General features: G+C 43.1%; 24 protein-coding genes, 1 tRNA gene and 1 pseudogene. 17 read left to right on the forward strand and 9 right to left on the reverse strand.

The window, feature by feature from the left end; translation table 11 throughout:
• Positions 1 to 75 precede the first annotated feature (75 nt).
• The 7 genes from RJ01_RS10050 to rplL all read left to right on the forward strand — a co-directional run bounded on the left by RJ01_RS10050 (position 76) and on the right by rplL (position 3,676).
• Positions 76 to 151, forward strand: a tRNA-Trp gene (locus RJ01_RS10050).
• Between the two features lie 76 nt (positions 152 to 227).
• Positions 228 to 668, forward strand: coding sequence for a preprotein translocase subunit SecE (secE, locus tag RJ01_RS10055; RefSeq protein WP_034170978.1), 441 nt, complete (start codon positions 228 to 230; stop codon positions 666 to 668).
• Positions 669 to 675: 7 nt separating this feature from the next.
• The gene (gene nusG, locus RJ01_RS10060; protein WP_005232530.1) at positions 676 to 1,209 is read left to right on the forward strand and encodes a transcription termination/antitermination protein NusG; all 534 of its coding nucleotides are present in this window, start codon (positions 676 to 678) and stop codon (positions 1,207 to 1,209) included.
• Between the two features lie 117 nt (positions 1,210 to 1,326).
• The gene (gene rplK, locus RJ01_RS10065) at positions 1,327 to 1,755 is read left to right on the forward strand and encodes a 50S ribosomal protein L11 (protein WP_004781668.1); all 429 of its coding nucleotides are present in this window, start codon (positions 1,327 to 1,329) and stop codon (positions 1,753 to 1,755) included.
• Between the two features lie 3 nt (positions 1,756 to 1,758).
• Complete coding sequence (gene rplA / locus RJ01_RS10070) at positions 1,759 to 2,454, forward strand: 50S ribosomal protein L1 (protein ID WP_004781669.1); 696 nt, start codon at positions 1,759 to 1,761, stop codon at positions 2,452 to 2,454.
• Between the two features lie 298 nt (positions 2,455 to 2,752).
• The gene (gene rplJ, locus RJ01_RS10075) at positions 2,753 to 3,259 is read left to right on the forward strand and encodes a 50S ribosomal protein L10 (protein WP_004781671.1); all 507 of its coding nucleotides are present in this window, start codon (positions 2,753 to 2,755) and stop codon (positions 3,257 to 3,259) included.
• Positions 3,260 to 3,307: 48 nt separating this feature from the next.
• Positions 3,308 to 3,676 (forward strand): 50S ribosomal protein L7/L12, encoded by a 369-nt coding sequence (rplL, locus tag RJ01_RS10080; RefSeq protein WP_004781672.1) that lies wholly within the window; start codon positions 3,308 to 3,310, stop codon positions 3,674 to 3,676.
• A gap of 62 nt (positions 3,677 to 3,738) precedes the next feature.
• On the opposite strand, the gene RJ01_RS16315 is transcribed toward rplL, so the two are convergent.
• Complete coding sequence (locus RJ01_RS16315; RefSeq protein WP_034170979.1) at positions 3,739 to 3,990, reverse strand: hypothetical protein; 252 nt, start codon at positions 3,988 to 3,990, stop codon at positions 3,739 to 3,741.
• Here RJ01_RS16315 and rpoB point away from each other — a divergent pair.
• The 3 genes from rpoB (at position 3,984) to RJ01_RS10100 (ending at position 13,042) form a co-directional block, all read left to right on the forward strand.
• Positions 3,984 to 8,072 carry a DNA-directed RNA polymerase subunit beta gene (gene rpoB / locus RJ01_RS10090; protein WP_004781674.1) on the forward strand — a complete coding sequence of 1,363 codons (4,089 nt, stop codon included), beginning with the start codon at positions 3,984 to 3,986 and terminating at the stop codon, positions 8,070 to 8,072. The genes RJ01_RS16315 and rpoB overlap by 7 nt on opposite strands.
• A 145-nt stretch (positions 8,073 to 8,217) precedes the next feature.
• Positions 8,218 to 12,417 (forward strand): DNA-directed RNA polymerase subunit beta', encoded by a 4,200-nt coding sequence (rpoC, locus tag RJ01_RS10095; protein ID WP_004781676.1) that lies wholly within the window; start codon positions 8,218 to 8,220, stop codon positions 12,415 to 12,417.
• Between the two features lie 259 nt (positions 12,418 to 12,676).
• The gene (locus RJ01_RS10100; protein ID WP_034170980.1) at positions 12,677 to 13,042 is read left to right on the forward strand and encodes a DNA transfer protein p32; all 366 of its coding nucleotides are present in this window, start codon (positions 12,677 to 12,679) and stop codon (positions 13,040 to 13,042) included.
• 68 nt (positions 13,043 to 13,110) lie between these two features.
• Here RJ01_RS10100 and RJ01_RS10105 read toward each other — a convergent pair.
• Positions 13,111 to 13,605 (reverse strand): annotated as a pseudogene (locus RJ01_RS10105) (DUF4442 domain-containing protein).
• A gap of 117 nt (positions 13,606 to 13,722) precedes the next feature.
• On the opposite strand from RJ01_RS10105, the gene RJ01_RS10110 reads away from it, so the two are divergent.
• The 6 genes from RJ01_RS10110 to RJ01_RS10135 all read left to right on the forward strand — a co-directional run bounded on the left by RJ01_RS10110 (position 13,723) and on the right by RJ01_RS10135 (position 20,103).
• Positions 13,723 to 14,604, forward strand: coding sequence for an alpha/beta fold hydrolase (locus tag RJ01_RS10110; RefSeq protein ID WP_034170981.1), 882 nt, complete (start codon positions 13,723 to 13,725; stop codon positions 14,602 to 14,604).
• A 98-nt stretch (positions 14,605 to 14,702) separates the two neighbouring features.
• Positions 14,703 to 16,070, forward strand: a complete 1,368-nt coding sequence (locus tag RJ01_RS10115; RefSeq protein WP_004781683.1) for a Na+/H+ antiporter family protein — start codon at positions 14,703 to 14,705, stop codon at positions 16,068 to 16,070.
• A gap of 332 nt (positions 16,071 to 16,402) precedes the next feature.
• Positions 16,403 to 17,038: an OmpW family protein gene (locus RJ01_RS10120; RefSeq protein WP_034170982.1), complete on the forward strand. Its 636-nt coding sequence runs from the start codon at positions 16,403 to 16,405 to the stop codon at positions 17,036 to 17,038.
• A gap of 174 nt (positions 17,039 to 17,212) precedes the next feature.
• Positions 17,213 to 17,557, forward strand: a complete 345-nt coding sequence (locus RJ01_RS10125; RefSeq protein WP_034170983.1) for a lysozyme inhibitor LprI family protein — start codon at positions 17,213 to 17,215, stop codon at positions 17,555 to 17,557.
• Positions 17,558 to 17,711: 154 nt separating this feature from the next.
• The gene (gene htpG, locus RJ01_RS10130; protein WP_034170984.1) at positions 17,712 to 19,631 is read left to right on the forward strand and encodes a molecular chaperone HtpG; all 1,920 of its coding nucleotides are present in this window, start codon (positions 17,712 to 17,714) and stop codon (positions 19,629 to 19,631) included.
• 199 nt (positions 19,632 to 19,830) lie between these two features.
• Entirely contained in the window at positions 19,831 to 20,103 is a 273-nt protein-coding gene (locus RJ01_RS10135; protein ID WP_004781691.1) for a hypothetical protein, read from the forward strand.
• A 70-nt stretch (positions 20,104 to 20,173) separates the two neighbouring features.
• Here RJ01_RS10135 and RJ01_RS10140 read toward each other — a convergent pair whose 3' ends face one another.
• From RJ01_RS10140 to RJ01_RS16390, 5 genes are all read right to left on the reverse strand, one after another.
• Positions 20,174 to 21,313, reverse strand: coding sequence for a hypothetical protein (locus tag RJ01_RS10140; protein ID WP_034170985.1), 1,140 nt, complete (start codon positions 21,311 to 21,313; stop codon positions 20,174 to 20,176).
• A gap of 94 nt (positions 21,314 to 21,407) precedes the next feature.
• Entirely contained in the window at positions 21,408 to 22,286 is an 879-nt protein-coding gene (locus RJ01_RS16565; protein ID WP_227504419.1) for a hypothetical protein, read from the reverse strand.
• A gap of 6 nt (positions 22,287 to 22,292) precedes the next feature.
• On the reverse strand, positions 22,293 to 22,826 hold the full coding sequence (locus RJ01_RS16570) for a hypothetical protein (protein ID WP_227504420.1): 534 nt from the start codon (positions 22,824 to 22,826) through the stop codon (positions 22,293 to 22,295).
• A gap of 9 nt (positions 22,827 to 22,835) precedes the next feature.
• Entirely contained in the window at positions 22,836 to 23,015 is a 180-nt protein-coding gene (locus RJ01_RS10150) for a hypothetical protein (RefSeq protein ID WP_034170986.1), read from the reverse strand.
• Positions 23,016 to 23,271: 256 nt separating this feature from the next.
• Complete coding sequence (locus tag RJ01_RS16390; protein WP_162835334.1) at positions 23,272 to 23,439, reverse strand: hypothetical protein; 168 nt, start codon at positions 23,437 to 23,439, stop codon at positions 23,272 to 23,274.
• A 416-nt stretch (positions 23,440 to 23,855) separates the two neighbouring features.
• Here RJ01_RS16390 and RJ01_RS10155 point away from each other — a divergent pair, with 416 nt between their 5' ends.
• Positions 23,856 to 24,056, forward strand: coding sequence for a dodecin family protein (locus tag RJ01_RS10155; protein ID WP_005232506.1), 201 nt, complete (start codon positions 23,856 to 23,858; stop codon positions 24,054 to 24,056).
• A gap of 60 nt (positions 24,057 to 24,116) precedes the next feature.
• On the opposite strand, the gene RJ01_RS10160 is transcribed toward RJ01_RS10155, so the two are convergent.
• Entirely contained in the window at positions 24,117 to 24,812 is a 696-nt protein-coding gene (locus RJ01_RS10160; RefSeq protein ID WP_034170987.1) for a DsbA family oxidoreductase, read from the reverse strand.
• A gap of 205 nt (positions 24,813 to 25,017) precedes the next feature.
• Complete coding sequence (locus RJ01_RS10165) at positions 25,018 to 26,535, reverse strand: acetyl-CoA hydrolase/transferase family protein (protein WP_004781704.1); 1,518 nt, start codon at positions 26,533 to 26,535, stop codon at positions 25,018 to 25,020.
• Positions 26,536 to 26,538 lie beyond the last annotated feature (3 nt).

Below are 26,538 nucleotides of genomic sequence, written 5' to 3' on the forward strand. Positions count from 1 at the left end.
CTGGTGTAGTTGCTAAAGTAACTGCATAATCATAGAATAGAAAATAAGCTGGAGTTTCGGCTCCAGTTTATTTACAGGCCAGTAGTTCAATTGGTAGAGCGTCGGTCTCCAAAACCGAATGTTGGGGGTTCGAGTCCCTCCTGGCCTGCCAAGTTTTTTTCAAAAGACGCTTGATGTCGGCAAAACTGGTCATATAATAAGTCGCGAAACCTACGACGAGTACAAAAATGTCGAATGATAAATCACGCGACGCATTAAGCGAAGCGGCAATTCCTCAAAGAAATAATCCTGCTGTAGATGTAAGTTCTGGTTCTCCATTAGACATTGTTCTATGGGTTATCGCCTTGATTTTATTGGTCGGTGCTATGGTGGTAAACCAATATTTACCTGCATACTGGGCGCCTGCGAATGATATTTGGGTGCGCGTTGGGGTAATTTTGGCTTGTATCGTTGTGGCATTCGGTTTATTATACGCCACCCATCAAGGCAAAGGCTTTGTTCGTCTTCTTAAGGATGCACGAATCGAGTTACGTCGAGTGACCTGGCCTACCAAACAAGAGACTATGACCACATCTTGGCAAGTCCTTGCTGTTGTAGTGATTGCAGCCATTGTTCTATGGTGCTTTGACTATGTTTTAGGCTGGTTAATGAAGTTTATTATCGGGTAAGAGAGCTATGAAACGTTGGTACATTATTCATGCCTATTCAGGTTATGAAAAACAAGTGATGCGTTCGCTTAATGATCGAATCCAGCGTAGCGCTGTTGCCGATAGCTTTGGTGAAGTCCTTGTTCCTACCGAAGAAGTGGTAGAAATGAAGGATGGCAAGAAGCGTAAATCAGAGCGTAAGTTCTTTCCTGGCTATGTATTAGTTGAAATGGAAATGAACGATGACACTTGGCATATTGTTAAAGAATGTCCAAAAGTGCTTGGTTTTATTGGTGGTACGGCTGAAAAACCGGCTCCAATTACGCAAAAAGAAGCTGATGCAATCCTTGCACGTGTACGCAATACTGGTGAAGCACCGCGTCCTAAGACCATGTTTGAACCAGGCGAAGAATTACTCGTAATTGACGGTCCATTCACTGACTTTAAAGGTGTGGTGGAAGAAGTGCTTTACGACAAGTCGCGCTTAACGCTGACGATTAATGTATTTAACCGACCAACTCAGGTTGAACTGGAATTTCGCCAAGTCGAAAAAACAGTTTAATTTGTTCGGGTTGAAAACGCCTGATTTGCGTGCAAATCAGGCATTGTTGTTGTAACGGTATCGTTACTTGAAATCATTGGGGAGCCTAGCGGCGTTTGCACCCAGAGGTAATTTGAAATGGCTAAGAAGATTGACGGCTATATCAAGCTGCAAGTTCCAGCTGGTAAAGCGAATCCATCTCCACCGATTGGTCCTGCACTAGGTCAACGTGGTGTTAACATCATGGCATTCTGTAAAGAATTCAATGCTGCTACACAAAAAGTTGAAGCTGGTCTACCAATTCCAGTCGTGATCACTGTGTACAACGACAAGTCGTTCACATTCATCATGAAAACTCCACCTGCTGCAGTTCTTCTTAAGAAAGCTGCTGGTATCCAAAAGGGTTCTTCTGTACCTAACAAAACTAAAGTTGGTAAGTTGACTCGTGCTCAATTGGAAGAAATCGCGACTACTAAAGAACCAGATTTAACTGGTGCTGATTTAGACGCGCGTGTACGTACCATCGCTGGTTCTGCACGTTCTATGGGCTTGGAAGTGGAGCTATAAGACATGGCAAAGTTAACTAAACGTCAAAAAGCCATTGCTGCTGCTGTAGAAGCACAGAAAGTTTACACTTTAGAAGAAGCTGTAGAAGTTCTTACTAGCCTTCCAGCTGCGAAATTCAAAGAATCTTTGGACATCGCTGTAAACCTGGGTGTTGACCCTCGTAAATCTGATCAGGTTGTTCGTGGCGCGACTACTCTTCCTGCAGGTACTGGTAAAACTGTACGCGTAGCTGTATTTGCTCAAGGCGCTGCTGCTGAAGCTGCGAAAGAAGCTGGTGCAGACGTTGTTGGTTTCGACGATCTTGCTGAAAGCATCCAAGGCGGAAACCTTGACTTCGACGTAGTGATTGCTGCTCCTGATGCAATGCGCGTTGTTGGTAAACTGGGTACGATTCTTGGTCCACGTGGTTTAATGCCAAACCCTAAAGTGGGTACTGTAACTCCTGACGTTGCGACTGCAGTTAAAAATGCAAAAGCTGGTCAAGCACGTTACCGTGTAGACAAAGCGGGTATCATTCACGCTGCGATCGGTCAAGTAGGTTTCTCTGCTGAAGCTGTTCGTCAAAACGTTGAAGCTCTTGTAGCTGACCTTAAGAAAGCAAAACCTGCTACTTCTAAAGGTGTTTACATCCAGAAGATCACTCTAAGCTCTACTATGGGTCCTGGTCTGATCGTTGATGTAGCAAACGTTTCTAAATAAGTTTTAAACTTATACAGAATTTTAAAGCCCTGAGTAAAAATCAAAGCGCTGCTTTGATTTTTACGCAAGAAACGCTCCGTCTCTTGCGAACTTAGGCAGACTTTGAATTGATAAATGTAAATTTATCAGCGTCAAAGACCTCAGGCGAGGGGAGTTTTATGCTTCTTTCTTAATATTCTAGCCTGCGTAGACGCGGTGGTGTGATTTGTTCATCCTCCGCGTGTGATTTCAGAGATGAATTCACGAATTGGGAGTGTGCTTGTATCAGGCACATAAATCACCGTTAGGAGGTTTTACAATGGCTCTTCTTATTGAAGGCAAAAAACAGATCGTAGCTGAAGTAAGTGAAATTGCTTCTACTGCATTTGCCGCTGTTGTTGCTGACTACCAAGGTTTAACAGTTGAGCAATTAACTGCTCTTCGTGTTGAAGCTCGTAAACTAGGTGTTAAAACACGTATCGTGCGTAACACTCTGGCTAAACGCGCTCTTCAAGATACTCAATTCAATATCTTGAACGACAGCCTTGTTGGCCCAACAATCTTAGCTTTCTCGACTTCTGAAGACGACATGGGTGCAGCTGCACGCTTGTTCGAAGAATTCGCAAAAACTAACAAAGCATTCGAACTTAAAGCTGCTGCATTTGATGGCAAAGTTTACGAAGGTGCTGAAGTTAGCGTAATCGCGAACCTTCCGAACCAAGAAAAAGCGCTTACTATGCTTGCAAACGTTCTTCAAGCTCCTATTTCGAAATTGGGTCGCCTTATTACTGCGCTCAAAGAGAAAAACGAGTCAGAAGCAGCTTAAGCTTAAATTTATTTCCACACCATTCAATTTCCATTTGGAGTTATTCTCATGGCTTTAACTAACGAAGAAATCCTAAACGCAGTTGCAGAAAAAACTGTTCTTGAACTTGTTGAACTAATCTCTGCTTTCGAAGAAAAATTCAACGTATCTGCTGCTGCTGTTGCTGTTGCTGCTGCTCCTGGCGCTGCTGCTGCTGCTGAAGAACAATCAGAATTCAACGTTGAGTTAACTTCTTTCGGTGCTAACAAAGTTGCTGTAATTAAAGCAGTTCGTGAAGCTACTGGTCTTGGCTTGAAAGAAGCTAAAGACATGGTTGAGGGCGCACCTACAGTTCTTAAAGAAGGCGTTTCTAAAGAAGAAGGCGAAGAGCTTAAGAAAAAACTTGAAGAAGCTGGTGCTACAGTTACTCTTAAGTAATTTCTTAAAGGAGCCGGTTTTTTATAATCGGCTCCAAAAATTGGCTGATGGCTCTTGGGTCATCAGCCTTTTTGCGTTACAATAATCGGCTCGATTTTTGTTTGCATGATATAAAATTCATACAAATTAAAAATAAACATAATGAACAAACGCTTACCAATATTTTTCATTAAAAAAATATTGTTAAGCGTTTTAATACCACTAAAAATTGCAGCATTTGTAAAGAGTGGTGGCCATATCGGCCAGCGTAATTCCTTCTGAGCCCGTTCTGCAGGCGGGCTTGGTTTACACTTTCCGAGGACTCCAGATGGCATACTCATATACCGAAAAGAAACGGATCCGTAAGAATTTTGGTAAATTGCCTAGCGTCATGGATGCTCCGTACCTGCTCGCGATTCAAGTCGACTCGTACAGAACATTCTTACAAGATGGCAAATCACCAAAAAACCGCGAAGATATCGGTCTCCAAGCCGCATTTCGTTCAGTTTTTCCTATTGAAAGTTATTCTGGCAATGCTGCTTTAGAATTCGTTGAGTATAGTCTTGGTAAGCCTGAGTTTGATGTACGCGAATGTATCCTTCGTGGCTCAACTTATGCAGCACCAATGCGCGTAAAAATTCGTTTGATCCTGAAAGATCGCGAAACTAAATCAATCAAAGACGTACGTGAACAAGAAGTCTACATGGGCGAAATGCCGCTTATGACAGACAACGGTACTTTCGTGATTAACGGTACCGAGCGTGTAATTGTATCGCAATTGCACCGTTCACCGGGCGTATTCTTTGACCACGATAAAGGCAAGACTCACTCAAGCGGTAAAGTCCTTTATTCAGCTCGTATCATTCCTTACCGTGGTTCATGGTTAGACTTTGAATTCGATGCCAAAGACCTGGTCTACGTACGTATTGACCGTCGTCGTAAATTGCTTGCGACTGTGGTGCTTCGTGCGTTGGGTTATGCCAACGAACAAATTCTCGACATGTTCTACGAGAAAGTACCTGTGTATCTGGACATGGGTAGCTATCAGATTGACCTTGTTCCAGAGCGCCTGCGCGGCGAAATGGCACAGTTCGACATTGCTGACAAAGACGGCAAAGTCATTGTTGAACAAGGTAAACGTATTAACGCACGTCATGTACGTCAAATGGAAGCATCTGGTCTTGAGAAGCTTTCTGTTCCTGATGAGTACCTGTACGAACGTATCACTGCTGAAGACATCCCACTGAAAGATGGTGATGTGATTGCAGCCAATACTGTTCTGAGCCATGAAATCATGGTGAAAATTGCAGAAGGCGGCGTGAAACAGTTCAATATCCTGTTTACTAACGATATCGACCGTGGTCCGTTTATTGCGGATACATTACGTGCGGATACCACAGTAAGCCGTGATGAAGCGCTTGTAGAAATCTACAAAGTCATGCGTCCAGGTGAGCCACCAACAAAAGAAGCTGCTGAGAATCTGTTCAACAACCTGTTCTTCTCTTCTGAGCGTTATGACCTGTCTCCAGTGGGTCGTATGAAGTTCAACCGTCGTTTGGGTCGTCCTTACGAAGTGGGTACTGACCAGAAGTCACGCGAAGTTGAAGGCATTCTCTCGAACGAAGATATCACTGATGTATTAAAAACATTAGTAGAAATCCGTAACGGTAAAGGTGAAGTCGACGATATCGACCACTTGGGTAACCGTCGTGTTCGTTCTGTGGGTGAAATGACCGAGAACCAATTCCGTGTAGGTCTGGTTCGTGTAGAGCGTGCGGTTAAAGAACGTCTGTCTCAAGCTGAAACGGATAACCTGTCTCCGCAAGACCTGATCAATGCGAAGCCAGTGGCTGCTGCAATCAAAGAATTCTTTGGTTCAAGCCAGTTGTCTCAGTTCATGGACCAAAACAACCCGTTGTCTGAAATTACACACAAACGTCGTGTATCAGCACTTGGGCCTGGTGGTTTGACTCGTGAACGTGCGGGCTTCGAAGTACGTGACGTACATCAAACTCATTACGGTCGTGTATGTCCAATTGAGACTCCTGAGGGTCCAAACATTGGTTTGATCAACTCGCTGTCTGTTTATGCGAAATGTAACAACTTCGGTTTCCTAGAAACTCCATACCGTAAAGTGGTTGATGGCCGCGTAACTGATGACGTTGAATACCTGTCTGCGATTGAAGAAGTAGGTACTGTGATTGCACAGGCCGACTCTGCAGTAGATAAAGATGGCAACCTGTCTGAAGAATTCGTTTCTGTACGTCACCAAGGTGAATTCGTACGTATGCCTCCTGAAAAAGTGACGCATATGGACGTATCTGCTCAGCAGGTTGTATCTGTAGCAGCATCACTGATTCCGTTCCTTGAGCACGATGACGCCAACCGTGCATTGATGGGTTCGAACATGCAACGTCAGGCTGTTCCTACGTTAATTGCTGACAAACCACTGGTTGGTACCGGTATGGAAGCGAACGTAGCACATGACTCTGGTGTATGTGTAATCGCGAAACGTGGTGGTCGTATTGAATTTGTTGACGCTTCGCGTGTTGTAATTCGTGTCAACGAAGACGAAATGGTTGCAGGCGAAGCAGGTGTAGATATCTATAACCTGATCAAATACACACGTTCTAACCAAAACACTTGTATCAACCAGAAAGTTCTTGTGAACCTGGGCGATAAAGTAGGTCGTGGTGACGTTCTGGCTGACGGTCCATCAACTGATGGCGGTGAGCTTGCGCTTGGTCAAAACATGCGTGTAGCGTTCATGACCTGGAATGGTTACAACTACGAAGACTCGATCTTATTATCTGAGCGTGTTCTTCAAGAAGACCGTTTAACGTCTATTCACATCCAGGAACTTTCATGTGTTGCACGTGATACCAAATTGGGTGCTGAAGAAATTACTGCCGATATTCCGAACGTGGGTGAAGCAGCGCTTTCTAAACTGGACGAGTCAGGTATCGTTTACATCGGTGCTGAAGTGACTGCGGGTGACATCCTGGTAGGTAAAGTAACGCCTAAAGGTGAAACTCAGTTAACTCCTGAAGAAAAACTGCTTCGTGCAATCTTCGGTGAAAAAGCGGCTGACGTAAAAGATTCTTCTTTACGTGTTCCATCGGGTACTAAAGGTACTGTGATCGACGTTCAAGTGTTTACACGTGACGGTCTTGAGAAAGACGAACGTGCTCAGGCAATTGAAAAAGCTCAGCTTGATGCTTACCGTAAAGACTTGAAAGAAGAATACAAAATCTTCGAAGAAGCAGCACGTGAACGTATTGTACGTCTGTTGAAAGGTCAGGAATCTAACGGTGGCGGTACCACTAAACGCGGTGACAAACTGTCTGAAGAATTGTTATCTGGTTTAGAGCTTGTTGATCTGCTTGATATCCAACCAAGTGATGAAGCAATTGCTGAACGTTTAACTCAAATTCAAGTGTTCCTGAAAGAGAAGAGTCTTGAAATTGATGAGAAATTTGCTGAGAAAAAACGCAAACTTTCTACAGGTGACGAACTGACAACTGGCGTATTGAAAGTTGTTAAGGTTTACCTGGCAGTTAAACGTCGTATCCAGCCTGGTGATAAGATGGCGGGTCGTCACGGGAACAAGGGTGTAGTTTCTAACATCCTGCCTGTTGAGGACATGCCGCACGATGCCAATGGTGTACCAGTAGATATCGTACTGAACCCGCTCGGTGTACCATCACGTATGAACGTGGGTCAGATTCTGGAAACTCACTTGGGTATGGCTGCTAAAGGTCTTGGCGATCAAATCGACAAGATGCTGAAAGAACAGCGTACAGTTCTTGAACTGCGTGATTTCCTAGACAAGATTTATAATAAGGTTGGCGGTCAGCAAGAAGATCTTGACAGCCTGACTGATGAAGAAATCTTGAAACTGTCTGGTAACCTGCGTAAAGGTGTTCCTCTGGCAACTCCAGTATTTGATGGTGCTGAAGAAGGTCAGATCAAAGAATTACTTGAGCTTGCTGGCTTGTCACGTACGGGTCAAACTGTATTGTACGATGGCCGTACTGGTGAACGTTTCGATCGTCCTGTAACTGTAGGTTACATGTACATGCTGAAATTGAACCACTTGGTTGACGACAAGATGCATGCGCGTTCTACTGGTTCTTACTCTCTAGTAACGCAACAGCCGCTGGGTGGTAAAGCACAATTCGGTGGTCAGCGTTTCGGTGAGATGGAAGTCTGGGCACTGGAAGCATACGGTGCAGCATATACGCTTCAAGAAATGCTTACTGTGAAGTCGGATGACGTTGAAGGCCGTACCCGTATCTATAAGAACATTGTAGATGGTAACCATTATATGGACCCAGGTATGCCTGAATCGTTCAACGTATTGACCAAAGAGATCCGTTCTTTAGGTATCAACATTGAACTGAAAAATGGTGACTAATTAATCCCCCCGGCCCCCTTTTTCAAAGGGGGAGTTCCCCCTCTTTAGTAAAGAGGGGTTAGGGGAGATTCCAAATTTCAGTTAAAAAACAATATTTGTGACCCAGTCGGGAAGTGAAAATCTCCTCGACACACGGAGAAAAAAATTGAAAGACTTGCTCGATATCATGCGCAAAAAGACGGATTCCGACGGTCATGCTCCAGTAGAGTTTGATCGCATCCGTATTGGTCTTGCGTCACCAGAAATGATTAAGTCGTGGTCTCATGGTGAAGTTAAAAAGCCAGAAACCATTAACTACCGTACGTTCAAACCAGAACGTGACGGTTTATTCTGTGCCAAAATCTTTGGTCCAGTAAAAGATTACGAATGCTTGTGTGGTAAATACAAGCGTATGAAATACAAAGGCGTCATTTGTGAAAAATGTGGCGTTGAAGTAACAACTGCGAAAGTTCGTCGTGAGCGTATGGGTCACATCGAGCTTGCGTCTCCAGTTGCGCACATCTGGTTCCTGAAATCACTGCCTAGCCGTATCGGTCTTTTATTAGACATGACGCTACGTGATATCGAACGCGTATTGTATTTCGAATCTTATGTTGTCACTGACCCAGGTATGACTCCATTTGAGAAATACCAACTTCTTAACGATGAAGAATATTTCAATGCGTTAGAAGAACACGGTGACGAATTCACCGCGAAAATGGGTGCAGAAGCAGTTCAAGACTTGCTTAAAGATATCGATCTTGAAGCTGAAATTGCGCGTCTTCGTGAAGAAATTCCAAATACAACTTCAGAAACTAAGCTTAAAAAAGCCTCTAAGCGTCTGAAATTGATGGAAGCATTTAACGATTCGAACAACAAGCCAGAATGGATGGTGATGAACGTACTTCCAGTACTTCCACCAGATCTTCGTCCGCTTGTACCACTTGAAGGTGGTCGTTTCGCGACTTCTGACCTGAACGACCTTTACCGTCGTGTGATCAACCGTAACAACCGTTTAAAACGTCTTCTTGATCTTGCGGCTCCAGACATCATCGTACGTAACGAAAAACGTATGTTGCAGGAATCTGTAGATGCATTGCTGGATAACGGTCGTCGTGGTCGTGCGATTACTGGTTCTAACAAACGTCCGCTTAAATCTTTGGCAGATATGATCAAAGGTAAACAAGGTCGTTTCCGTCAAAACTTATTGGGTAAACGTGTCGATTACTCTGGTCGTTCGGTAATTACCGTAGGTCCAAGCCTGCGTTTACACCAATGTGGTCTTCCTAAGAAAATGGCGCTTGAACTGTTCAAGCCATTCATCTTTGCGAAACTGCAAGCATCTGGTCAGGCTACAACCATTAAAGCTGCGAAGAAAATGGTTGAGCGTGAAACTCCAGAAGTTTGGGACGTTCTAGCATCAGTCATTCGTCAGCATCCAGTGATGTTGAACCGTGCGCCGACGCTTCACCGTCTAGGTCTTCAAGCATTTGAACCTATCCTGATTGAAGGTAAAGCGATCCGTCTTCACCCACTCGTATGTGCTGCGTTCAACGCCGACTTCGATGGTGACCAAATGGCGGTACACGTACCATTAACACTTGAAGCTCAGTTAGAAGCTCGTGCGTTAATGATGTCGACCAACAACATTCTGTCTCCAGCGAACGGTGAGCCAATCATCGTACCGTCTCAGGACGTTGTCTTGGGTCTTTACTACATCACTCGTGATGCGGTAAATGCTAAAGGTGAAGGCATGGTGTTCGCGGATACTGACGAAGTAAACCGTGCGCTTGCGACTGGTCAGGTGGATATGCACGCTCGCGTGAAAGCACGTGTACACCAAACCGTGATCAACGAAAACGGCGAACGTGAACAGCAAACGATTATCGTAGATACGACTCCTGGTCGCTGTCTGCTTTGGGAAGTTGTGCCTGAAGGTATGGACTTCCAGCAAATTAACGTTGAGATGACCAAAAAGAACATCTCTAAGTTAATCAACTCTTGCTACCGTAAACTGGGTCTGAAAGACACTGTTATCTTCGCTGACCAATTGATGTACCTTGGCTTCCGTCAAGCGACTCGTTCTGGTGTTTCTGTTGGTATGGAAGACATGGTCATTCCACCACAAAAACAAGCGATTATCGGGAAAGCAGAAGCTGAAGTTCGTGAAATCGAACAACAGTTCGAACAAGGTTTCGTAACTGCTGGCGAACGTTATAACAAAGTGGTCGATATCTGGGCGCGTACCAACGACCAGGTAGCGAAAGCGATGATGGACAACTTGTCATTCACAACTGTTAAGAACAAACAGGGTGAAGACGAGAAGCAGAAATCATTCAACAGCATCTACATGATGTCTGACTCTGGTGCCCGTGGTTCCGCAGCTCAGATTCGTCAGTTGGCTGGTATGCGTGGTCTGATGGCGAAACCGGATGGTTCGATCATTGAAACGCCTATTAAAGCAAACTTCCGTGAAGGTTTGACAGTACTTCAGTACTTCATTTCAACACACGGTGCGCGTAAAGGTTTGGCCGATACAGCACTGAAAACAGCGAACTCTGGTTACCTGACTCGTCGTCTGGTAGACGTTGCGCAAGACTTGGTCATCACTGAGCCGGATTGTGGTACGTTGTCTGGTCTTGTCATGACTCCGTTCATTCAAGGCGGTGACGTGATCGAGAACCTGGGTACTCGAGTACTAGGTCGTGTAGTAGCTGAAGATGTGAAACGTGCGGGTACTGAAGAAGTTATTCTGCCGCGTAACACATTGATCGACGAAAAACTTGCAAACTACCTGGAAGAGCAAGGTGTCGACGAAGTTAAAGTACGTTCAGTGGTATCTTGTGAATCTACTTTCGGTGTTTGTGCGAAATGTTACGGTCGTGACCTTGCACGCGGTCACTTGGTAAACCCAGGTGAATCTGTAGGTGTTATGGCTGCTCAGTCGATTGGTGAGCCGGGTACACAGTTAACCATGCGTACCTTCCACGTCGGTGGTGCTGCGAGCCGAACTTCTGCTGCAAACAGCGTACAAGTTCGTAACAAAGGTACTGTACGTTTCCACAACGTGAAAACTGTACAACATGCCAAAGGTCACTTGGTATCAACTTCACGTTCAGGTGAAATCGGTATTGCAGATGACTTAGGTCGTGAACGTGAACGTTACAAACTGCCATACGGTGCGTCTATCTTGCTGAAAGATGGCGAAGCTGTAGAAGCAGGCGGTATCGTAGCGACTTGGGATCCGCATACACATCCACTTGTAACAGAAGTAGCTGGTAAAGTTCGCTTCAGCCAAATCGCTGATGGTGTAACTGCAACATCGAAAACTGATGATGCAACTGGTATGACCACTGTTGAAATCTTGCCTGTAACAGCACGTCCTGCATCTGGTAAAGATTTACGTCCAGCTGTTGTGCTTGACACAGTAGATGGCGGCGAACAGTTCTACTTCTTGCCACAAAACACCATTCTTTCTGTCCGTGATGGCGAAACCATTGGTGTGGGTGACGTAATTGGTCGTGTACCACAAGAATCTTCACGTACTCGTGATATTACCGGTGGTCTGCCACGTGTTGCTGACTTGTTCGAAGCACGTAAACCGAAAGAACACGCAATCCTTGCAGAAGTGTCAGGTGTTGTAAGCTTCGGTAAAGAGACCAAAGGTAAAAACCGTCTGGTGATTACTCCGGATGATGGTTCTGAGATCTACGAAGAATTGATTCCGAAATGGCGTACTATTAACGTGTTCGAAGGCGAACATGTGAACCGTGGTGAAACCATTTCTGATGGTCCACAGAACCCGCATGACATTTTACGTCTGAAAGGTGAAGTGGCGTTGACCAACTACATCGTGAACGAAGTTCAGGACGTTTACCGTCTGCAAGGTGTAAAAATCAACGATAAACACATCGAAGTGATCGTACGTCAAATGCTGCGTAAAGTGGATATCACTGACGGTGGCGATACAAGCTTCATCAAAGGCGAACAAGTGGATTACATCCGTGTGATGCAAGAGAACCAAGCTGTTCTTGCGCAGAACAAGTTCCCTGCGAAGTTTGAACGTCAATTGATGGGTATTACCAAAGCGTCACTTTCTACTGATTCGTTCATCTCTGCTGCATCGTTCCAGGAAACCACTCGTGTGTTAACTGAAGCGGCTGTAACAGGTAAAGAAGATGATCTACGCGGTCTGAAAGAAAACGTAGTTGTAGGTCGTCTGATCCCAGCGGGTACAGGTCTGGCTTACCACTTAGAGCGTCGTCGTCAAGAAGCAGAAGCTGCAGAATTTGAACTGCACAATGACTTCTCTGATGTAGATCAAGCGTTGAGCCAAGCATTCAGCGATGAATTTAACGGTCTGTAATTAGCCGCTAAATCATTTTAAAAAGCCACCTTCGGGTGGCTTTTTTATTTCCCAAATTATTCATATTTATATCGCTAGAAAAGGTCAAATGATCTGGAAGTTACTTGTTCTAAATATAGATAAATCATCAATAGAACATGATCTTTCATGCGCTCTTTACAAAATAAATCATGAGGGTTTCAAGATTTAACATCTTGTTATGAATCGCTCCTTAAAATCAGGTTAATCTTAAGTCAAAGCACGAAGGAAGGCCAAGATCATGAAAAAGTTAATGAGTGTAATGGCTGTTGCAACTATCTCTACTTTTATGTTGGCAGGCTGTGAAAATATGTCTGCTAAAGATCAGCGTATTGGCGCAGCTGCGCTTGGTGGTGCAGTGGGTGGTGGTGTAGGTAACAGAGTGGGTGGTGGTGTTGGTGCAGCAGTTGGCGGTGGTGCGGGTGCAGCAGTCGGCAGTAAAGCTCAAGGCGGTTCAAACCGTAATGCGACCTATAGCGGTGTCGGTGGTGCTGTAGGTTCTGCTGTGGGTAAAAGCATCTTTGGCGGTACAGGTGGTGCTGCAATTGGTGGTGCCATCGGTGGTGGTGCTGGTGCAGCGATCGAACAGAATAACCGTCGTCGTTAATCGACAGAACTATCCTCCAGATAGATTTAAAAGCGCCTCCATGGCGCTTTTAGTTTATTCATATTTTGTTATTTAGCCTCTCGAGGCTTGCCTTTGCTCTGTTTAAGGCGGATATAAACGGTCTTTTGTACCTCAGCGATACGCACACCGGAATCATCATAAATATTAAGCTGATACTGGCGATAAACCGGACTATGGTTAGCTGCCAGTTCTTTTACTGTTTGTACTTCCTACCTAGAAATCCGGATGTCAGAATAGACTGTTCCACGTCCTGGCGCTAGAAACTGAATGGTAGAGCTTTTATCCCAGACAATATATTTCGGACCCAGATGGTGCATCAGTAATAACATATAAAACGGGTCGACCATGGAATACAGGCTGCCACCAAAATGTACTCCCACAATATTCTGATTCTTGCGAGTCATTGGCATTTTCACGCGAACGTGATAATTGGCAAAGTCCATTTCATCAATGACAATGCCTGCTCCACGATAAGGGGCATAGCGATTCAGGATAAATTTGGATAATAAAGGCAGTTGCTGAATTTTTCGTAATAGGCTCATGCGGATATTCTTTTTTCTGGTCTTGTATGCATACTAGAACAACAAAAATAAGCTGGCATTGATAAATCATGCCTATTTCAACAATAAAAGAGTCAATTAGCGAATAAGGATACATCTATGCAAAAACATAGCCTGTGGGTAGATACCAGCGATCATCAACGTCTCTATGTGAAAACCTGGGGCGAGCCTGAGCGACCGGCTTTGGTGCTGGTTCATGGTTATCCTGACCATCAGGATGTCTGGCAAGCGGTGATTTCTCACCTCGTTCAGGATTATTTTGTGGTGACCTATGATGTGCGCGGAGCAGGAGACTCCAGCGTTCCCAAAAAAATTAAGGACTATCGTTTGGAACGTCTGTGTGCAGATTTAGAGCAAGTGGTTGATCAGGTCCTGCCGGGACGAGCTTTCCACCTCGCGGCTCATGACTGGGGTTCAATCCAGGCTTGGGAAGCAGCCACCGAACCTAAATTTAAAGGTCGGATTTTGTCTTTTAGCACCATGTCAGGCCCATGTCTGGATCATGCTGCTTTCTGGATGCGTGAACAGTTTAAACAGCATAAGGCCAAGTTTTTTAAACAGATGACCAGGTCCTGGTATATCGCGGTATTCCAGCTGCCTTTTATAACGCCTACAGCATGGAATTTCTTTAATGCAGAACGTTGGGGCAAAATGATCAGTCAGCTGGAACAGCAGGAAAATCTGCCGCTAAACCAGAATATTGTCAAAGACGGCAAATATGGTGTCAATCTGTATCGGGCGAACTTTTTGCCGCGTTTATCTCGGCCTAGACAGCGTTTTGCGGTCTGTCCGGTACAGGCAATTGTGCTCAAGAAGGACCAGTTTGTTGGCTCGGATCTGATTGATGAAATGCCAAAATGGGTAGAAGATTTTTCCCGGGTAGAACTAAATGCCAATCACTGGGCAATTTTGAGCCAACCGGAACAGGTGGCTCATCTGATTCATAATTTTATTCAGCAAAAATTAACAGCGGCCACTTGATACGGAGATTGGGAATGTGACTCGGCAATGGATAAGTGGAAGAATTTTTATCCGGATTTTCTGATAAAATAGCCGTTTTCTCTCATTCCCAATTCATTATGTTCGCAATTCTTGCTGCTATTGGAGTCATGTTTGGACTCTCATTGGCACGTGTACCTGTGGTTTTTGCCCTGGTCATTGGTGCTGTTACGGGTGGTTTGCTGGCAGGTCTTGGCCTCCAGGGAACTTTAGACGCATTTAACAATGGTCTGGGTGGTGGCGCTAAAATTGCCTTGGCTTATGGCATCCTGGGTGCCTTTGCTTTGGCCTTGGCACGTTCCGGTCTGCCTGACTTGCTGGCCTATAAAATGATTACTACCTTAAAAGGTGAGGCATCAGAAAAGGCACAGAACAAGGTTAAATATCTGATCTTCTGTACCGTGGCATTGGCTGCCGTTTTCTCGCAAAACGTGATTCCGGTACACATCGCCTTTATTCCGGTTCTGATTCCACCGTTATTGCTAGTATTTAACCATCTGAAGCTGGATCGCCGTTTGGTGGCCTGTCTGCTGACCTTTGGTTTGGTGGGAACATATATGCTGGTTCCAGTCGGTTTTGGTGCCATCTTCCTGAACGATATTTTGGGCCATAACATCAATACTTTTGGTAAGCCCTATGGCTTTGAGATTACTTATGACCAGATTCCCGCTGCGATGGCGATTCCGGTCTCAGGTATGTTCGTGGGTTTGCTGGTGGCCATGTTTATCAGCTACCGTAAGCCGCGTCTGTATAGAGATATCCATGTGGAACAGCAGCAAAGTATCTCTGCTGAACTGGGTGTAGAACAAAAATCAGCAAAGCCACAAATTGCTAAATTCACTATCTGGATGGCAGCGGTTGCTGTCTTTGCAACCCTTGCAGTACAGCTCTATTCAGATTCGATGATTCTTGCCGGTCTGGTCGGTGTAGCAATCTTAAGCTGTGCCGGAATCTTTAAATGGAAAGAAGCAGACGATGTGATCATTACCGGTATGCGTATGATGGCCCTGGTTGGTTTTATTATGATTGCCGCGCAAGGTTTTGCTGCCGTAATTGAAGCGACTAATCAGGTACCAGCCTTAGTCGAAGCTTCGGTGAACTGGATTGGCGATAGCCAGGCACTGGCTGCTTTCCTGATGTTATTGATTGGTCTGTTAATTACATTAGGGATCGGTTCATCATTCTCGACTGTTCCAATTCTGGCGATTATTTATGTACCGCTCTGTATTCAATTTGGTTTTAGTCCTGCGGCAACTATTGCGATCATCGGGACTGCGGCTGCTTTGGGCGATGCCGGTTCTCCAGCATCAGATTCAACCCTAGGCCCAACATCCGGTCTGAATATGGATGGTCAGCATGACCATATGAAGGATAGTGTGGTTCCAACCTTCATTCATTTTAATATTCCACTTATGATTTTTGGCTGGATTGCAGCCATGGTTCTGTAAGTCAATTTTAATCTGCTCTGATATAAACCGGAGCAGATTTTCTTAGATTTAAAATAAATTATAAGATGTATTTAAAATATATATTTAAATATAAAATTAATATAAACCTGATTATTTTACTCTGAATATTGTTATATTAACCTGATTAATTTACTGGGTATTTAAAACCAACTAATATAGTCAATTTAAAATAAATATTTAATAATTATATATACTTAAATAATAAATAAAATTTAGTTTTATAATCTCTATTGCATATTAATTTAAGCCATGTTTATTATTATTTAAGAAATATTTTCTTAATAATTATTCTTCCCTTGGGGTATTTTAAAATGTTAAAGCAAGTAGCTCTAATTGCATTAATGGGTCTTTCAGCATCTGCGATGGCAGGTCAATGGCAAGTGAAAGTGGGGGCTTCTGTATTAGCACCTACTCAGGAAACTGACCTGATTCCTGGTGTAGTTGAAGATGTTAAGGCAAGTAGCGAACTCAATTTTACTCCTTCAGTCGAATATTTCTTCAATGACAACATTTCAGCCGAATTATTATTGGCTACCCCATTTAAACATGATGTTGAAATGGCGGGTGATGTGAAAATTGCATCATTAAAACATCTACCACCAACAATCACAGCCAAATATAATTTTAAAAATTCAAGCCGCTTTACTCCATATATCGGTGTAGGTGCTACAGTATTCATTCCATGGGATGAAGAATTTAGCCAAACTGCAAAAGACGCATTAGGTGTAGCAAAGCTTGATGCAGATGTTGCTTATGGGGTAGCTGGCCAAGTCGGTTTTAACTTCCAGCCAGCGGATGCAAAAAACTGGGGTGTCTTTGTTGATGCACGTTATGCAGACTTAGATACAGATCTGGAAGCAAAGGCTGCTGATGGGACAAAAATTAATTTAGGTGAATTTGGAATCGATCCTTGGGTTTATACGATCGGTTATAGCTATAAATTCTAAGCTCCAATTTTTGGGTTTACTTTTTCCAAAAGCTTCATCAAGAATGGGGCTTTTTTCAAAATAACAACGATTTATAACGTATTGAAATTGAGCAGATTGGCAATACTCAAATATATTAAAACGAATAAAGTAAATATTAATTGAATACGACTTAATAATAAGGAAGATCAAAGCATGAGTTTTTTGTCGAAGAGTCTTTTGATCTTCAGCACGCTGTTTATTTCACAGAGTTATGCTGCCAGTTTTAATTGTCAGAAAGCGACAACCGCGACTGAGAAAACAATTTGTGAACATCGTTTGCTGAATGATGCGGATGTCAAAATGAGTACCAGCTATAACATCTTGCGCCGTATGGTGCCGATGGGAACACGTTCGGTGATTCAACGCGATCAGGTGAAATGGCTGCAGTTTCGTGACCGCTGTCAGGAATCTGTATCCTGCTTGAGTCAGGTCTATAATATGCGTCAGCAACAGCTGGATCTGCATTTTGATCGTATCTATAAAATGGGGCCTTATTAAGTCTTGTCCATCCAATCAATTAAATTGATAAAAATAAAAGCCATAAAAATATTTTTTGCGAAAAAATTATTTTGAGGCTATTGAAAATTATTGAACTCACTCCATTCATATAGGCAGCAGTTAACGTCTGTATCTAAAATAATAGGAGTGATTCATGAGCGATTTAAGCGTACAAAAACACAGTTTCCAGGCTGAGGTAGCGCAGTTACTGCACCTCGTGACCCATTCGCTTTATTCAAATCCTGAAATTTTCCTGCGTGAATTGATTTCTAATGCTTCAGATGCGTGTGACAAATTACGTTTTGAAGGGATCAACCATCCTGAATATTATGAAAATGATCCTGACCTCCGCGTACGTGTCAGCCTCGATCCAGAAAATAAAACTATTACCATTTCAGATAACGGGATCGGTTTAAGCCAGCAAGAAGCCATTGAAAATCTGGGGACGATTGCCAAATCAGGGACCAAAGACTTTATGTCAAAACTGACGGGTGATCAGAAAGCTGATGCGCAGCTGATTGGCCAGTTTGGTGTAGGTTTCTACTCAGGCTTTATTGTGGCTGACAAGATTACCGTAGAATCACGCCGTGCCGGTACGGATACCTCAGAAGGGGTGCGCTGGATCAGTGGCGGTACCGGTGAGTTCGAAGTTGAACAGATCACCAAAGAAGGCCGTGGTACCGATATTATTCTGCATCTGCGTGAAGATGCGCTGGATTATCTGCAAAGCTATAAAGTCAAACAGATCATCAATAAATATTCAGATCACATCAGCCTGCCAATCCAGATGCAAAAAGAAGTCTGGCAGGAAGAAGAAACTGCTGAAGGTGAAACACCAAAAGGCGGTCAATATGTGAAGACCGATGAGTGGGAAGCGATTAACTCAGCCAGCGCACTGTGGACTCGGAATAAATCTGAGATTACTGAAGAGCAATATACCGAATTCTATAAGAACCTGACTCATGATTTTGCTGCACCATTGGCTTGGGCGCATAACCGTGTTGAAGGTAGTACTGAATATACCCAACTGCTTTATATCCCAAGCAAGGCGCCACAGGATATTTTCACCCGTGAAGCCAAAGCCGGCATCAAGCTCTATGTGAAACGTGTCTTCATTATGGATGATGCGGATAACCTGATTCCAAACTATCTGCGCTTTGTACAGGGTGTGGTGGACAGTGCCGATCTGCCATTAAACGTGAGCCGTGAATTGCTACAGGAAAGCCGTGATGTGAAAACCATCCGTGAAGGCAATACCCGCCGTATTCTGACCACTTTGGATAATCTGGCAAAATCTGAAGATGAAAAAGATCAGGAAAACTTCAAAACTTTCTACCGCGAATTTGGTGCAGTGCTGAAAGAAGGTCTGGGTGAAGATTTCGGTAATCGCGAACGTATCTTGAAACTGCTGCGCTATGCAACTTCAACGAATGATGAAGTAAGCACTTCATTGGCGGACTATACAGCACGCATGAAAGAAGGCCAGAAAGCGATTTACTACATTACTGCTGAAAGCCTGAATGCTGCGAAAAACTCACCGCAACTGGAAGTGTTCAAGAAAAAAGGCATTGAAGTATTGCTGATGTCAGAGCGTGTTGATGAATGGGCAATGAACTTTGTGCATGAGTTTGATGGTACGCCATTGCAAAATGTTTCTAAGGGTGCAGTCGATCTAGGTGATCTGCAAGATGCGGAAGAGAAGAAAGCACTTGAAGCTGCTGCTGAACAGTTCAAACCTGTGGTTGAAAAGCTGACAGATTCTTTGAAAGATAAAACTAAAGAAGTACGTGTAACGACTCGTCTGGTTGATTCACCAGCCTGTCTGGTCACAGGGGAAGGAGAGCTTTCTCCACAACTGATCCGTATGTTGAAAGATGCAGGTCAGCCTGTACCGGATGTGAAGCCGATTCTGGAGATTAACCCGGAACATCCATTGGTGAAAAAACTGGAAGGTTCTGCTCAGTTTGATGATCTGGCCAATGTAATCTTTGATCAGGCAATGATTGCAGAAGGTGGTCTACCAGAAAATCCGGCTGAGTATGTAAAACGTATTAACAGTCTATTATTGGGTTAATTTTTTATACTTCAAAAATCCCTCTACAGAGGGATTTTTTATGTTCTGAATCTAGTGTTTAAAACTTCAATTTTTCCTTAATGATTTAAAAAAGCGATAGCTAGAATAAAAAAATACTTTTAAGTTTTAAATCTATAAAATAGATAATAATTAAAATATCAATTTATAGTAACGATTATTAAGTTAAGAGAATTCTCCCATGAAAAAATCACTGATGATGAGTCTGAGTACAATCATTCTGATGTCAATGAGCGCAGCCACAATGGCTGATACTGAGTCCAAAAAAGTGACTCGCAGTGATCGTATTAGTTTTCAGGCACCAATGAAAAAAGAAGCACCAAAAGTAAAACGAATTCAGCGTACAGACCGCGCAGTATGGAATATGCCACAGATGGAACAACCTTCTTTGCAGCAAAAACGTGTAATTCGTAGTGATCGTATTGCTTTTACAACGGTTGAGCACCGCCAATAAAAACTCATTGGATTCAGACATTAAAAAGCCCATATTTTATGGGCTTTTATAGTTTCGGATTTGTTCAAATTTAGAAAATGGCCTCAAGACGTACCATCGCACCGAGATAATGGCTGCGGTCCAGTCGGTCATCATTCAGATAGTTCAGGTCGCCTTGCACAAAGAACCATTCACGTAAGAAAGGCTGTCTCCAGGACACATAAGGCCCCCAGCGATTTAAGCGTAAATCTTTATCATCCAGATAGCCGCCCGTATAGATACCATAGTTAAAGCGGTTGCCCTGGAAAAATTGATGCTGTCTGAAGGTATAGTTATCCCAAGTCAGATCGTCTTCCTGCTCATCTGCATAGGTCAAACTTAACTGATTGGAAAAAAAGGCCTCATTGGGACGGGCATGGATCAGTTCTAGGTTGGTCCGCAAATAATTTTCACTCTGCAATCCATAGCGATAAATCTGTTCGGCATGAAAAGAGAAGTCATTCTGCATCGCCCAGTCTTTACTGATTTTGGCCCGTACATAGATATCATCCCCAGAACGTACCCCCAGATCCAGATCGCTATCGAAAGGTAGACCTTTCGAAAATTCTGACCAGCGGAGTGCAAACGAGCTGTTGTTCTCGCGGGTACGGCGAATATCCAGATTTTTATCCCGGGCATTGCCAGGATTTTCATTGGTAATCGCGACATTGGTGTCCAGTTCGTTATCCAGACTGTCATCACCAAAGACCAGACTTAACTTTTGTTCCAAGGTTGGAAGCTTGATTTTTCCTCGAATCCTCGGCTTGATTTCATAGTTTTCATATTTGTCCCAGCTATTATCCAAGATGATTCGCAAAGTCGCTGTTGCTGGCTCATCCGGGTTGGTCTGGCCAAACCAGTTATCAATCTTATGTGCGGTGCGGTCTGCCCATTCACGGATTCTTTTCTGCTTTTTGTCAGCCCAAGATTTATCTTCTGTTTCCTCAGTAGTGGGCACCATCGCTTCGTCTGACTGTTCAGGTAAAATCGTGGGCGTGGCATCGATCAAGCGTGGAATCTGATCTAAAATACCTGTACCTGTACCTGTACCTGTACCTGTACCTGTACCTGTACCTGTAGGCTGTTCTGTTTCTATAGGTTCTGTAGGAGATACTTCTGCCCAAATTGGGCTACTACTTAATCCCACGCCAAATGATAGCAATAAGATTCGAGTAATTTGGTTTATTCGCATGAGTTGATTCTTGCTCTTATCGTATTTTATTTACTGCGCTAGTTTTCTAAAAAATAAGGGAAAAAAGCAAGGATAAACTACATAACTACATCAATTATTTAATGATTTGTGCCTGAATTTCCATATAAAGATCTAAAACCTGTACCGGCTGTGACAATCCTAAAACAATTTGATGAATTTTTTGCCAATTCAAATCCTTATCACGCTTGAATATTAAATAAGGATAAGCGATTTCCTGATTGGACAATGCCAGGCGGCGTTCCCCATGAATCACCCGAATTTTCTGATGTTCCTGTAGTAATAGAATTGGAGTGGAAAAATCAGCGGGTGCTTCCTCAAAATTGATAAATTTCTTTTGATGAATACGCCGAGCCGGAATATAGGCATAGCTTTCCTCAGGCATCCAGACCGTTTCGGCGTGTTGCAGATACATTTCACTGAAAAGGTCTATCTGATCAAGGCAGGCACCTAAAGCTGCCCATGATATGGATTTTATCTCTATACAACGCCATCCACGCTGTATGCCCCAGTGCTGGATACATGAATTGGCCTGCAAGAGACTCGGTGCACCCAAGAGCATCAGATATTTCAAACCTTGCCCTTGCTGATCGGTCTGCATGGCAAGATAAACAGGGCGTGCCTGCCAGTAGTCTTCCTCAGCATAATATAGCGCCATTTCCAGATCAGCCGGTTGGGAGGTAGCCGGTTGCAATTCTAGGACACAGAGACGCCGTATAGTCGCTCCAGCATGTTCTAATGGATGCAGCAGGGCAGAGAATTCACCTAGCTCTATAGATTCAGGGAAAGTAATATTTTCATCTATTATCAAAATAGAGGATGAACTACTCGTATTGTCTATTTCTATAGGCAGTTCAGCTGTTTTGGCTTCTTCTGTTTCGCTAGTTGCTCTGTCTAAATCAGGTTTAATTGTTTCAGATAGTTGAGGTACAGTGATCTTGGTCTGAATCTGCAAACTGCCCTAATGATAGCGCGCGATTTCCAGGGTAAGCGTATCGAATTCGGCATCCTGAACAGATAAAGCCGGAATATCCAGTTGGGGATCGAGAGGAAAATATGCGCCTTGTTGCTGTTGCTGCAAAAGCCAGTTGTGGGAATTTACTAATTCATCCCATTCACTATGTAAAAAATCAGATTGCTTTACAGGACCCAGCCAGATTTGCCAGCCTTGTTGTGGCTGATGCAAAAAGGCCCAGCCTGTTTCTCTATGCGCAGTCAGTACCTGTTGCAGCTGGACAGGATCCTTAAAATAACCGCGATAACAGTGATGAAACTCGGTGCTCGCCGCAAACTGATGTGCTGCCAGCTCAGGCTGGACACGGGATTTAAAACTTAAAATCTGATTTTTAAAAACAGGTTCATCACAGAGATGAAAAATATCCTGGAGTCGTTTTTTGGATCGAGCGGCTTCATATAAACTGAGGGATTTATGTTCTAGTTGCTGCCCTAATTCATTTAATTCTTTAATTAATTTTGCTTTTTCTAAAGCATTCATTTTAGCTCTCTAGATATATTTGAGTGCTTTATCCAGTGACTTGGCCATGATTATATTGACTGCAAGTTCTACCAGTTTGTATTCGGTAGAGTTGGGATCTGGATAACGCTCAGCCATTTCAATCAAAAAATCTACAGAAATTGCCTGTGGAGAAATTTTTCCCTGTATTAATGCTTGAAGCTGGTTCATAACAAGAAAGTCTGAAATCCATAAAAAATCAGGTTCTGATTATAAGCATCTGATTGACAAAATGCTTGATTATTTTGAGTATTTTTTAAGCGAATTTAGCAGTTGTTTTTGAACAAAAAATGAACGAAATCAAAATAAAATAAAAAATAATGAGGTTTTTAATGCTCTTTAAATAGAAGAACAAGTTAAATTTTCGAAGCCCTGAAATAAAAACAGGCTGAATAATTCAGCCTGCTGGGAGATTTTGCTTAAAGACTTAAGCCGCTTTTGCAGTTTCTGCAGTTGCAGTATCTGTTGCTACAGTTTCAACTGGTGCTTTGCTTACAGGGAAATCTGGAAGATAAACCACTTGAGCCATTTGTGCTGAAGCTTGTAGAGAAAAAGCCATCACAGTTGCTGCGCATAAAAATTTAACAGTTTTCATAACATGACCTTTTGATATCTGGGTGTTCAAGAGTTTGAACAAGAAAAAAGTTAGTCCTAAATCACGTGAAAAATAATATCAAATGGCAATTAATAAAAAATGATCAAATCGGCAAGAAAAGCAACTAAATTTAGATAAAATACTCTATAAAACAATATCTTAGAGTATTTTCTCTAGACGGTTTTAGGTTGTTTTTTATACATTTTTTAGATGTTTTAGAAGTTTTTAAGTAAACATTTATTTGTTGATTATTTAAAACTAGAGATCTAGATTTAAATTTTTTTAAAGCAGTAAGGGTAGATTAGTATTTGTTCATTCCCTGTAAGTTTTTGCTATCGCTTGTTTGCTAAGAGCTGTAGAGAAATTTAAATCAACTAAGATGAATGTTTCTATCTTCACAGAGTGAGTGTTAAATCATGGCAATTGCAAAAGTGGTAGAAGTCAATTCAAGCAGTAGTAAAAGCTTTGAGGATGCAATTCAGACTGGCATCGCGAAAGTCACAGAGACGATTAAAAATGTTCAAGGTGCTTGGATCAATGAACAGAAAGTTGTGATTAATGACAATAAAATTACCGAATATCGTGTCAATCTAAAGATTAGTTTTCTGGTTGAATAGTTCATATCATTCATAAAAAATCCCCATCTTGAATGGGGATTTTTTGATTTGATTTAATTTTTATTCAGGCTTTGCCGGAACATCACAAGCATCTGTAGAACACTGATCAGCTGTTGGCTGTTCCTGTGGCTCCTCTAAAGCTTTTTCAAGAACTTGCAAGAAAACTTCCTTCGGCTGAGCACCTGCCAAAGCAATGCGTTGATCAAATACAAAGAACGGAACACCGGTAACTTTGAGCTGGTCACGCGCTACTTCCTGGTCAAATTTAACAAAGTCCGCAAATTCATCCGAGTCGAGTAAATCATCTACTTCAACCGGGTTCAGGCCAATACGCGCTGCGACATCTTCCAGCGTTTCACGTTCACCAATTGGCAGGCCTTGCGTCATATAGCTGTAGAAAAAGGCTTCCTGAGCTTCATTGCCTAGACCTTTGCTTTGTGCCAAGTGAATGATGCGATGCGCATTCAAGGTATTGCCAGAATTGGCACCTTCCCAGTTAAATTCAATGCCTTCCTGTTTAGCCATGGCTGCAATATTGCGCTGCATGTCTTCAACTTCTGGCACTGAGCGGCCATATTTTTGTGCCAAACGCTCAGAGTTAGAAACTTCCTGACGGACTGGTGCTTCAGGATCTAGCTGAAAACTATGCCAATGGACTTCAAGTTCAATCCCACTTTCCTTTGCAGCAGCTTCCAGACGTTTTTTACCAATATAGCAAAAAGGGCAGACCACATCTGACCAAATATCTACGCGCATGTCATGTCTCTAATCTTTGTCTTGGTAGAAGTATGAGGGTGAAGAACTGGAATTTAAAGCCCTACATCCAGACTAAGTGCAGTTTAATCATTCAAAATATTTAAGAAGTTAATCTGATCAGATTTTTATAGATGGATTTGTCTTTGTTTATTTATTATGTTTCCATAAAAAAACGCCCCGTAGGGCGTTTTGTGAATGCAGTCAATTATGCAGTTTTTACCGCAGCTTCAACAGCAAGCATATGACCATTTTCTTCGAAGTTTGAGTGCCAAGAAAGCGCTTCACGAAGAAGATGAGGGGTATGGCCACCTTTCGCACATGCACGGTCGAAGTAGTCATTCAATGCATCACGGTACATTGGGTGGGCACAGTTGTCGATGATCGCACGAGCACGTTCACGTGGCGCCAGACCACGAAGATCTGCCAGACCTTGTTCTGTTACCAAGATATCTACATCGTGTTCAGCATGGTCTACGTGAGACGCGAATGGAACTACTGAAGAGATGTCGCCACCTTTCGCGATTGATTTGGTCACGAAGATTGCTAGGTGCGCATTACGTGCGAAATCACCTGAACCACCAATACCGTTCATCATTTTGGTACCACAAACGTGAGTTGAGTTCACGTTACCGTAGATATCGAATTCAAGCGCAGTGTTGATACCGATAATACCTAAACGACGTACCAGTTCAGGGTGGTTAGAGATCTCTTGTGGACGCAATACCAGTTTGTCTTTGTATTGTTCCAGGTTGTTAAATACTTTCTCGCCATATTTAGCAGAAAGTGTAATTGAAGAACCTGAAGCAAACTTCATCTTACCTGCGTCGATCAATTCAAAGGTACAGTCTTGTAGTACTTCTGAGTACATGATCAAGTCTTCGAAGTTTGAATCTTTCAGACCCGTCAATACCGCATTTGCGATTGAACCAATCCCTGCTTGAAGAGGCCCGAGGTTTTTCGGTAAACGGTCTTCAGCCACTTCTTTTTCAAAGAAAGCGATCAAATGGTTGGCAATGCTTTGAGTCTCATCATCTGGTGCGGTCACAGTAGATGGAGAGTCATGCAATTCGCTGTTAAATACGATACCGACAATTTTAGATGGATCGATATTGATCGCATGCGTACCGATACGCTCATCCACTTGAGTTAATGGAATCGCTTGACGCGTTGGACGATATGTCGGGATGTAGATATCGTGCAAGCCTTCAAATGCCGGGCTTAGGTTGGTATTGATTTCTACAATCACTTTTTCAGCAAAAATTGCAAAACTTGCAGAGTTACCTACAGAAGTTGTTGGAATGATGCCGCCATCTTCAGTGATCGCAACTGCTTCAATTACCGCTACATCAGGTTTTTTCAACTGCTGGTTACGCATCTGTTCAACTGTTTCAGACAAATGCTGATCGATGAACATCACTTCGCCTTTATTGATCGCTTTACGTAAAGTGTTATCGACCTGGAACGGTAAACGGCGTGCCAATACGCCTGCTTCAGTGAGTTGCTTGTCCAAATCGTTACCGAGTGATGCACCTGTGATCAACGTGATTTTCAATGGATTTGCTTTTGCGCGTTGTACTAAAGCTAAAGGAACCGCCTTCGCTTCACCAGCGCGAGTAAAGCCACTCATACCCACAGTCATACCATCTTCGATGAATTCAGCAGCTTGTTCAGGGCTGATGACTTTGTTGTGTAGGGAGGCTAAACGGATACGATCTAAAGACATTTC

This window comes from Acinetobacter sp. YZS-X1-1 (assembly GCF_000804305.1).
Lineage (GTDB): Bacteria > Pseudomonadota > Gammaproteobacteria > Pseudomonadales > Moraxellaceae > Acinetobacter > Acinetobacter variabilis.

What these genes read in the sequence shown, in the direction of transcription:
- secE (WP_034170978.1), top strand. Translation starts at nt 228, where the DNA reads ATGTCGAATGATAAATCACGCGACGCATTAAGCGAAGCGGCAATTCCT.
- nusG (WP_005232530.1), top strand. Translation starts at nt 676, where the DNA reads ATGAAACGTTGGTACATTATTCATGCCTATTCAGGTTATGAAAAACAA.
- rplK (WP_004781668.1), top strand. Translation starts at nt 1,327, where the DNA reads ATGGCTAAGAAGATTGACGGCTATATCAAGCTGCAAGTTCCAGCTGGT.
- rplA (WP_004781669.1), top strand. Translation starts at nt 1,759, where the DNA reads ATGGCAAAGTTAACTAAACGTCAAAAAGCCATTGCTGCTGCTGTAGAA.
- rplJ (WP_004781671.1), top strand. Translation starts at nt 2,753, where the DNA reads ATGGCTCTTCTTATTGAAGGCAAAAAACAGATCGTAGCTGAAGTAAGT.
- rplL (WP_004781672.1), top strand. Translation starts at nt 3,308, where the DNA reads ATGGCTTTAACTAACGAAGAAATCCTAAACGCAGTTGCAGAAAAAACT.
- rpoB (WP_004781674.1), top strand. Translation starts at nt 3,984, where the DNA reads ATGGCATACTCATATACCGAAAAGAAACGGATCCGTAAGAATTTTGGT.
- RJ01_RS16315 (WP_034170979.1), bottom strand. Translation starts at nt 3,990, where the DNA reads ATGCCATCTGGAGTCCTCGGAAAGTGTAAACCAAGCCCGCCTGCAGAA.
- RJ01_RS10100 (WP_034170980.1), top strand. Translation starts at nt 12,677, where the DNA reads ATGAAAAAGTTAATGAGTGTAATGGCTGTTGCAACTATCTCTACTTTT.
- RJ01_RS10110 (WP_034170981.1), top strand. Translation starts at nt 13,723, where the DNA reads ATGCAAAAACATAGCCTGTGGGTAGATACCAGCGATCATCAACGTCTC.
- RJ01_RS10115 (WP_004781683.1), top strand. Translation starts at nt 14,703, where the DNA reads ATGTTCGCAATTCTTGCTGCTATTGGAGTCATGTTTGGACTCTCATTG.
- RJ01_RS10120 (WP_034170982.1), top strand. Translation starts at nt 16,403, where the DNA reads ATGTTAAAGCAAGTAGCTCTAATTGCATTAATGGGTCTTTCAGCATCT.
- RJ01_RS10125 (WP_034170983.1), top strand. Translation starts at nt 17,213, where the DNA reads ATGAGTTTTTTGTCGAAGAGTCTTTTGATCTTCAGCACGCTGTTTATT.
- htpG (WP_034170984.1), top strand. Translation starts at nt 17,712, where the DNA reads ATGAGCGATTTAAGCGTACAAAAACACAGTTTCCAGGCTGAGGTAGCG.
- RJ01_RS10135 (WP_004781691.1), top strand. Translation starts at nt 19,831, where the DNA reads ATGAAAAAATCACTGATGATGAGTCTGAGTACAATCATTCTGATGTCA.
- RJ01_RS10140 (WP_034170985.1), bottom strand. Translation starts at nt 21,313, where the DNA reads ATGCGAATAAACCAAATTACTCGAATCTTATTGCTATCATTTGGCGTG.
- RJ01_RS16570 (WP_227504420.1), bottom strand. Translation starts at nt 22,826, where the DNA reads ATGAATGCTTTAGAAAAAGCAAAATTAATTAAAGAATTAAATGAATTA.
- RJ01_RS10150 (WP_034170986.1), bottom strand. Translation starts at nt 23,015, where the DNA reads ATGAACCAGCTTCAAGCATTAATACAGGGAAAAATTTCTCCACAGGCA.
- RJ01_RS16390 (WP_162835334.1), bottom strand. Translation starts at nt 23,439, where the DNA reads ATGAAAACTGTTAAATTTTTATGCGCAGCAACTGTGATGGCTTTTTCT.
- RJ01_RS10155 (WP_005232506.1), top strand. Translation starts at nt 23,856, where the DNA reads ATGGCAATTGCAAAAGTGGTAGAAGTCAATTCAAGCAGTAGTAAAAGC.
- RJ01_RS10160 (WP_034170987.1), bottom strand. Translation starts at nt 24,812, where the DNA reads ATGCGCGTAGATATTTGGTCAGATGTGGTCTGCCCTTTTTGCTATATT.
- RJ01_RS10165 (WP_004781704.1), bottom strand. Translation starts at nt 26,535, where the DNA reads ATGTCTTTAGATCGTATCCGTTTAGCCTCCCTACACAACAAAGTCATC.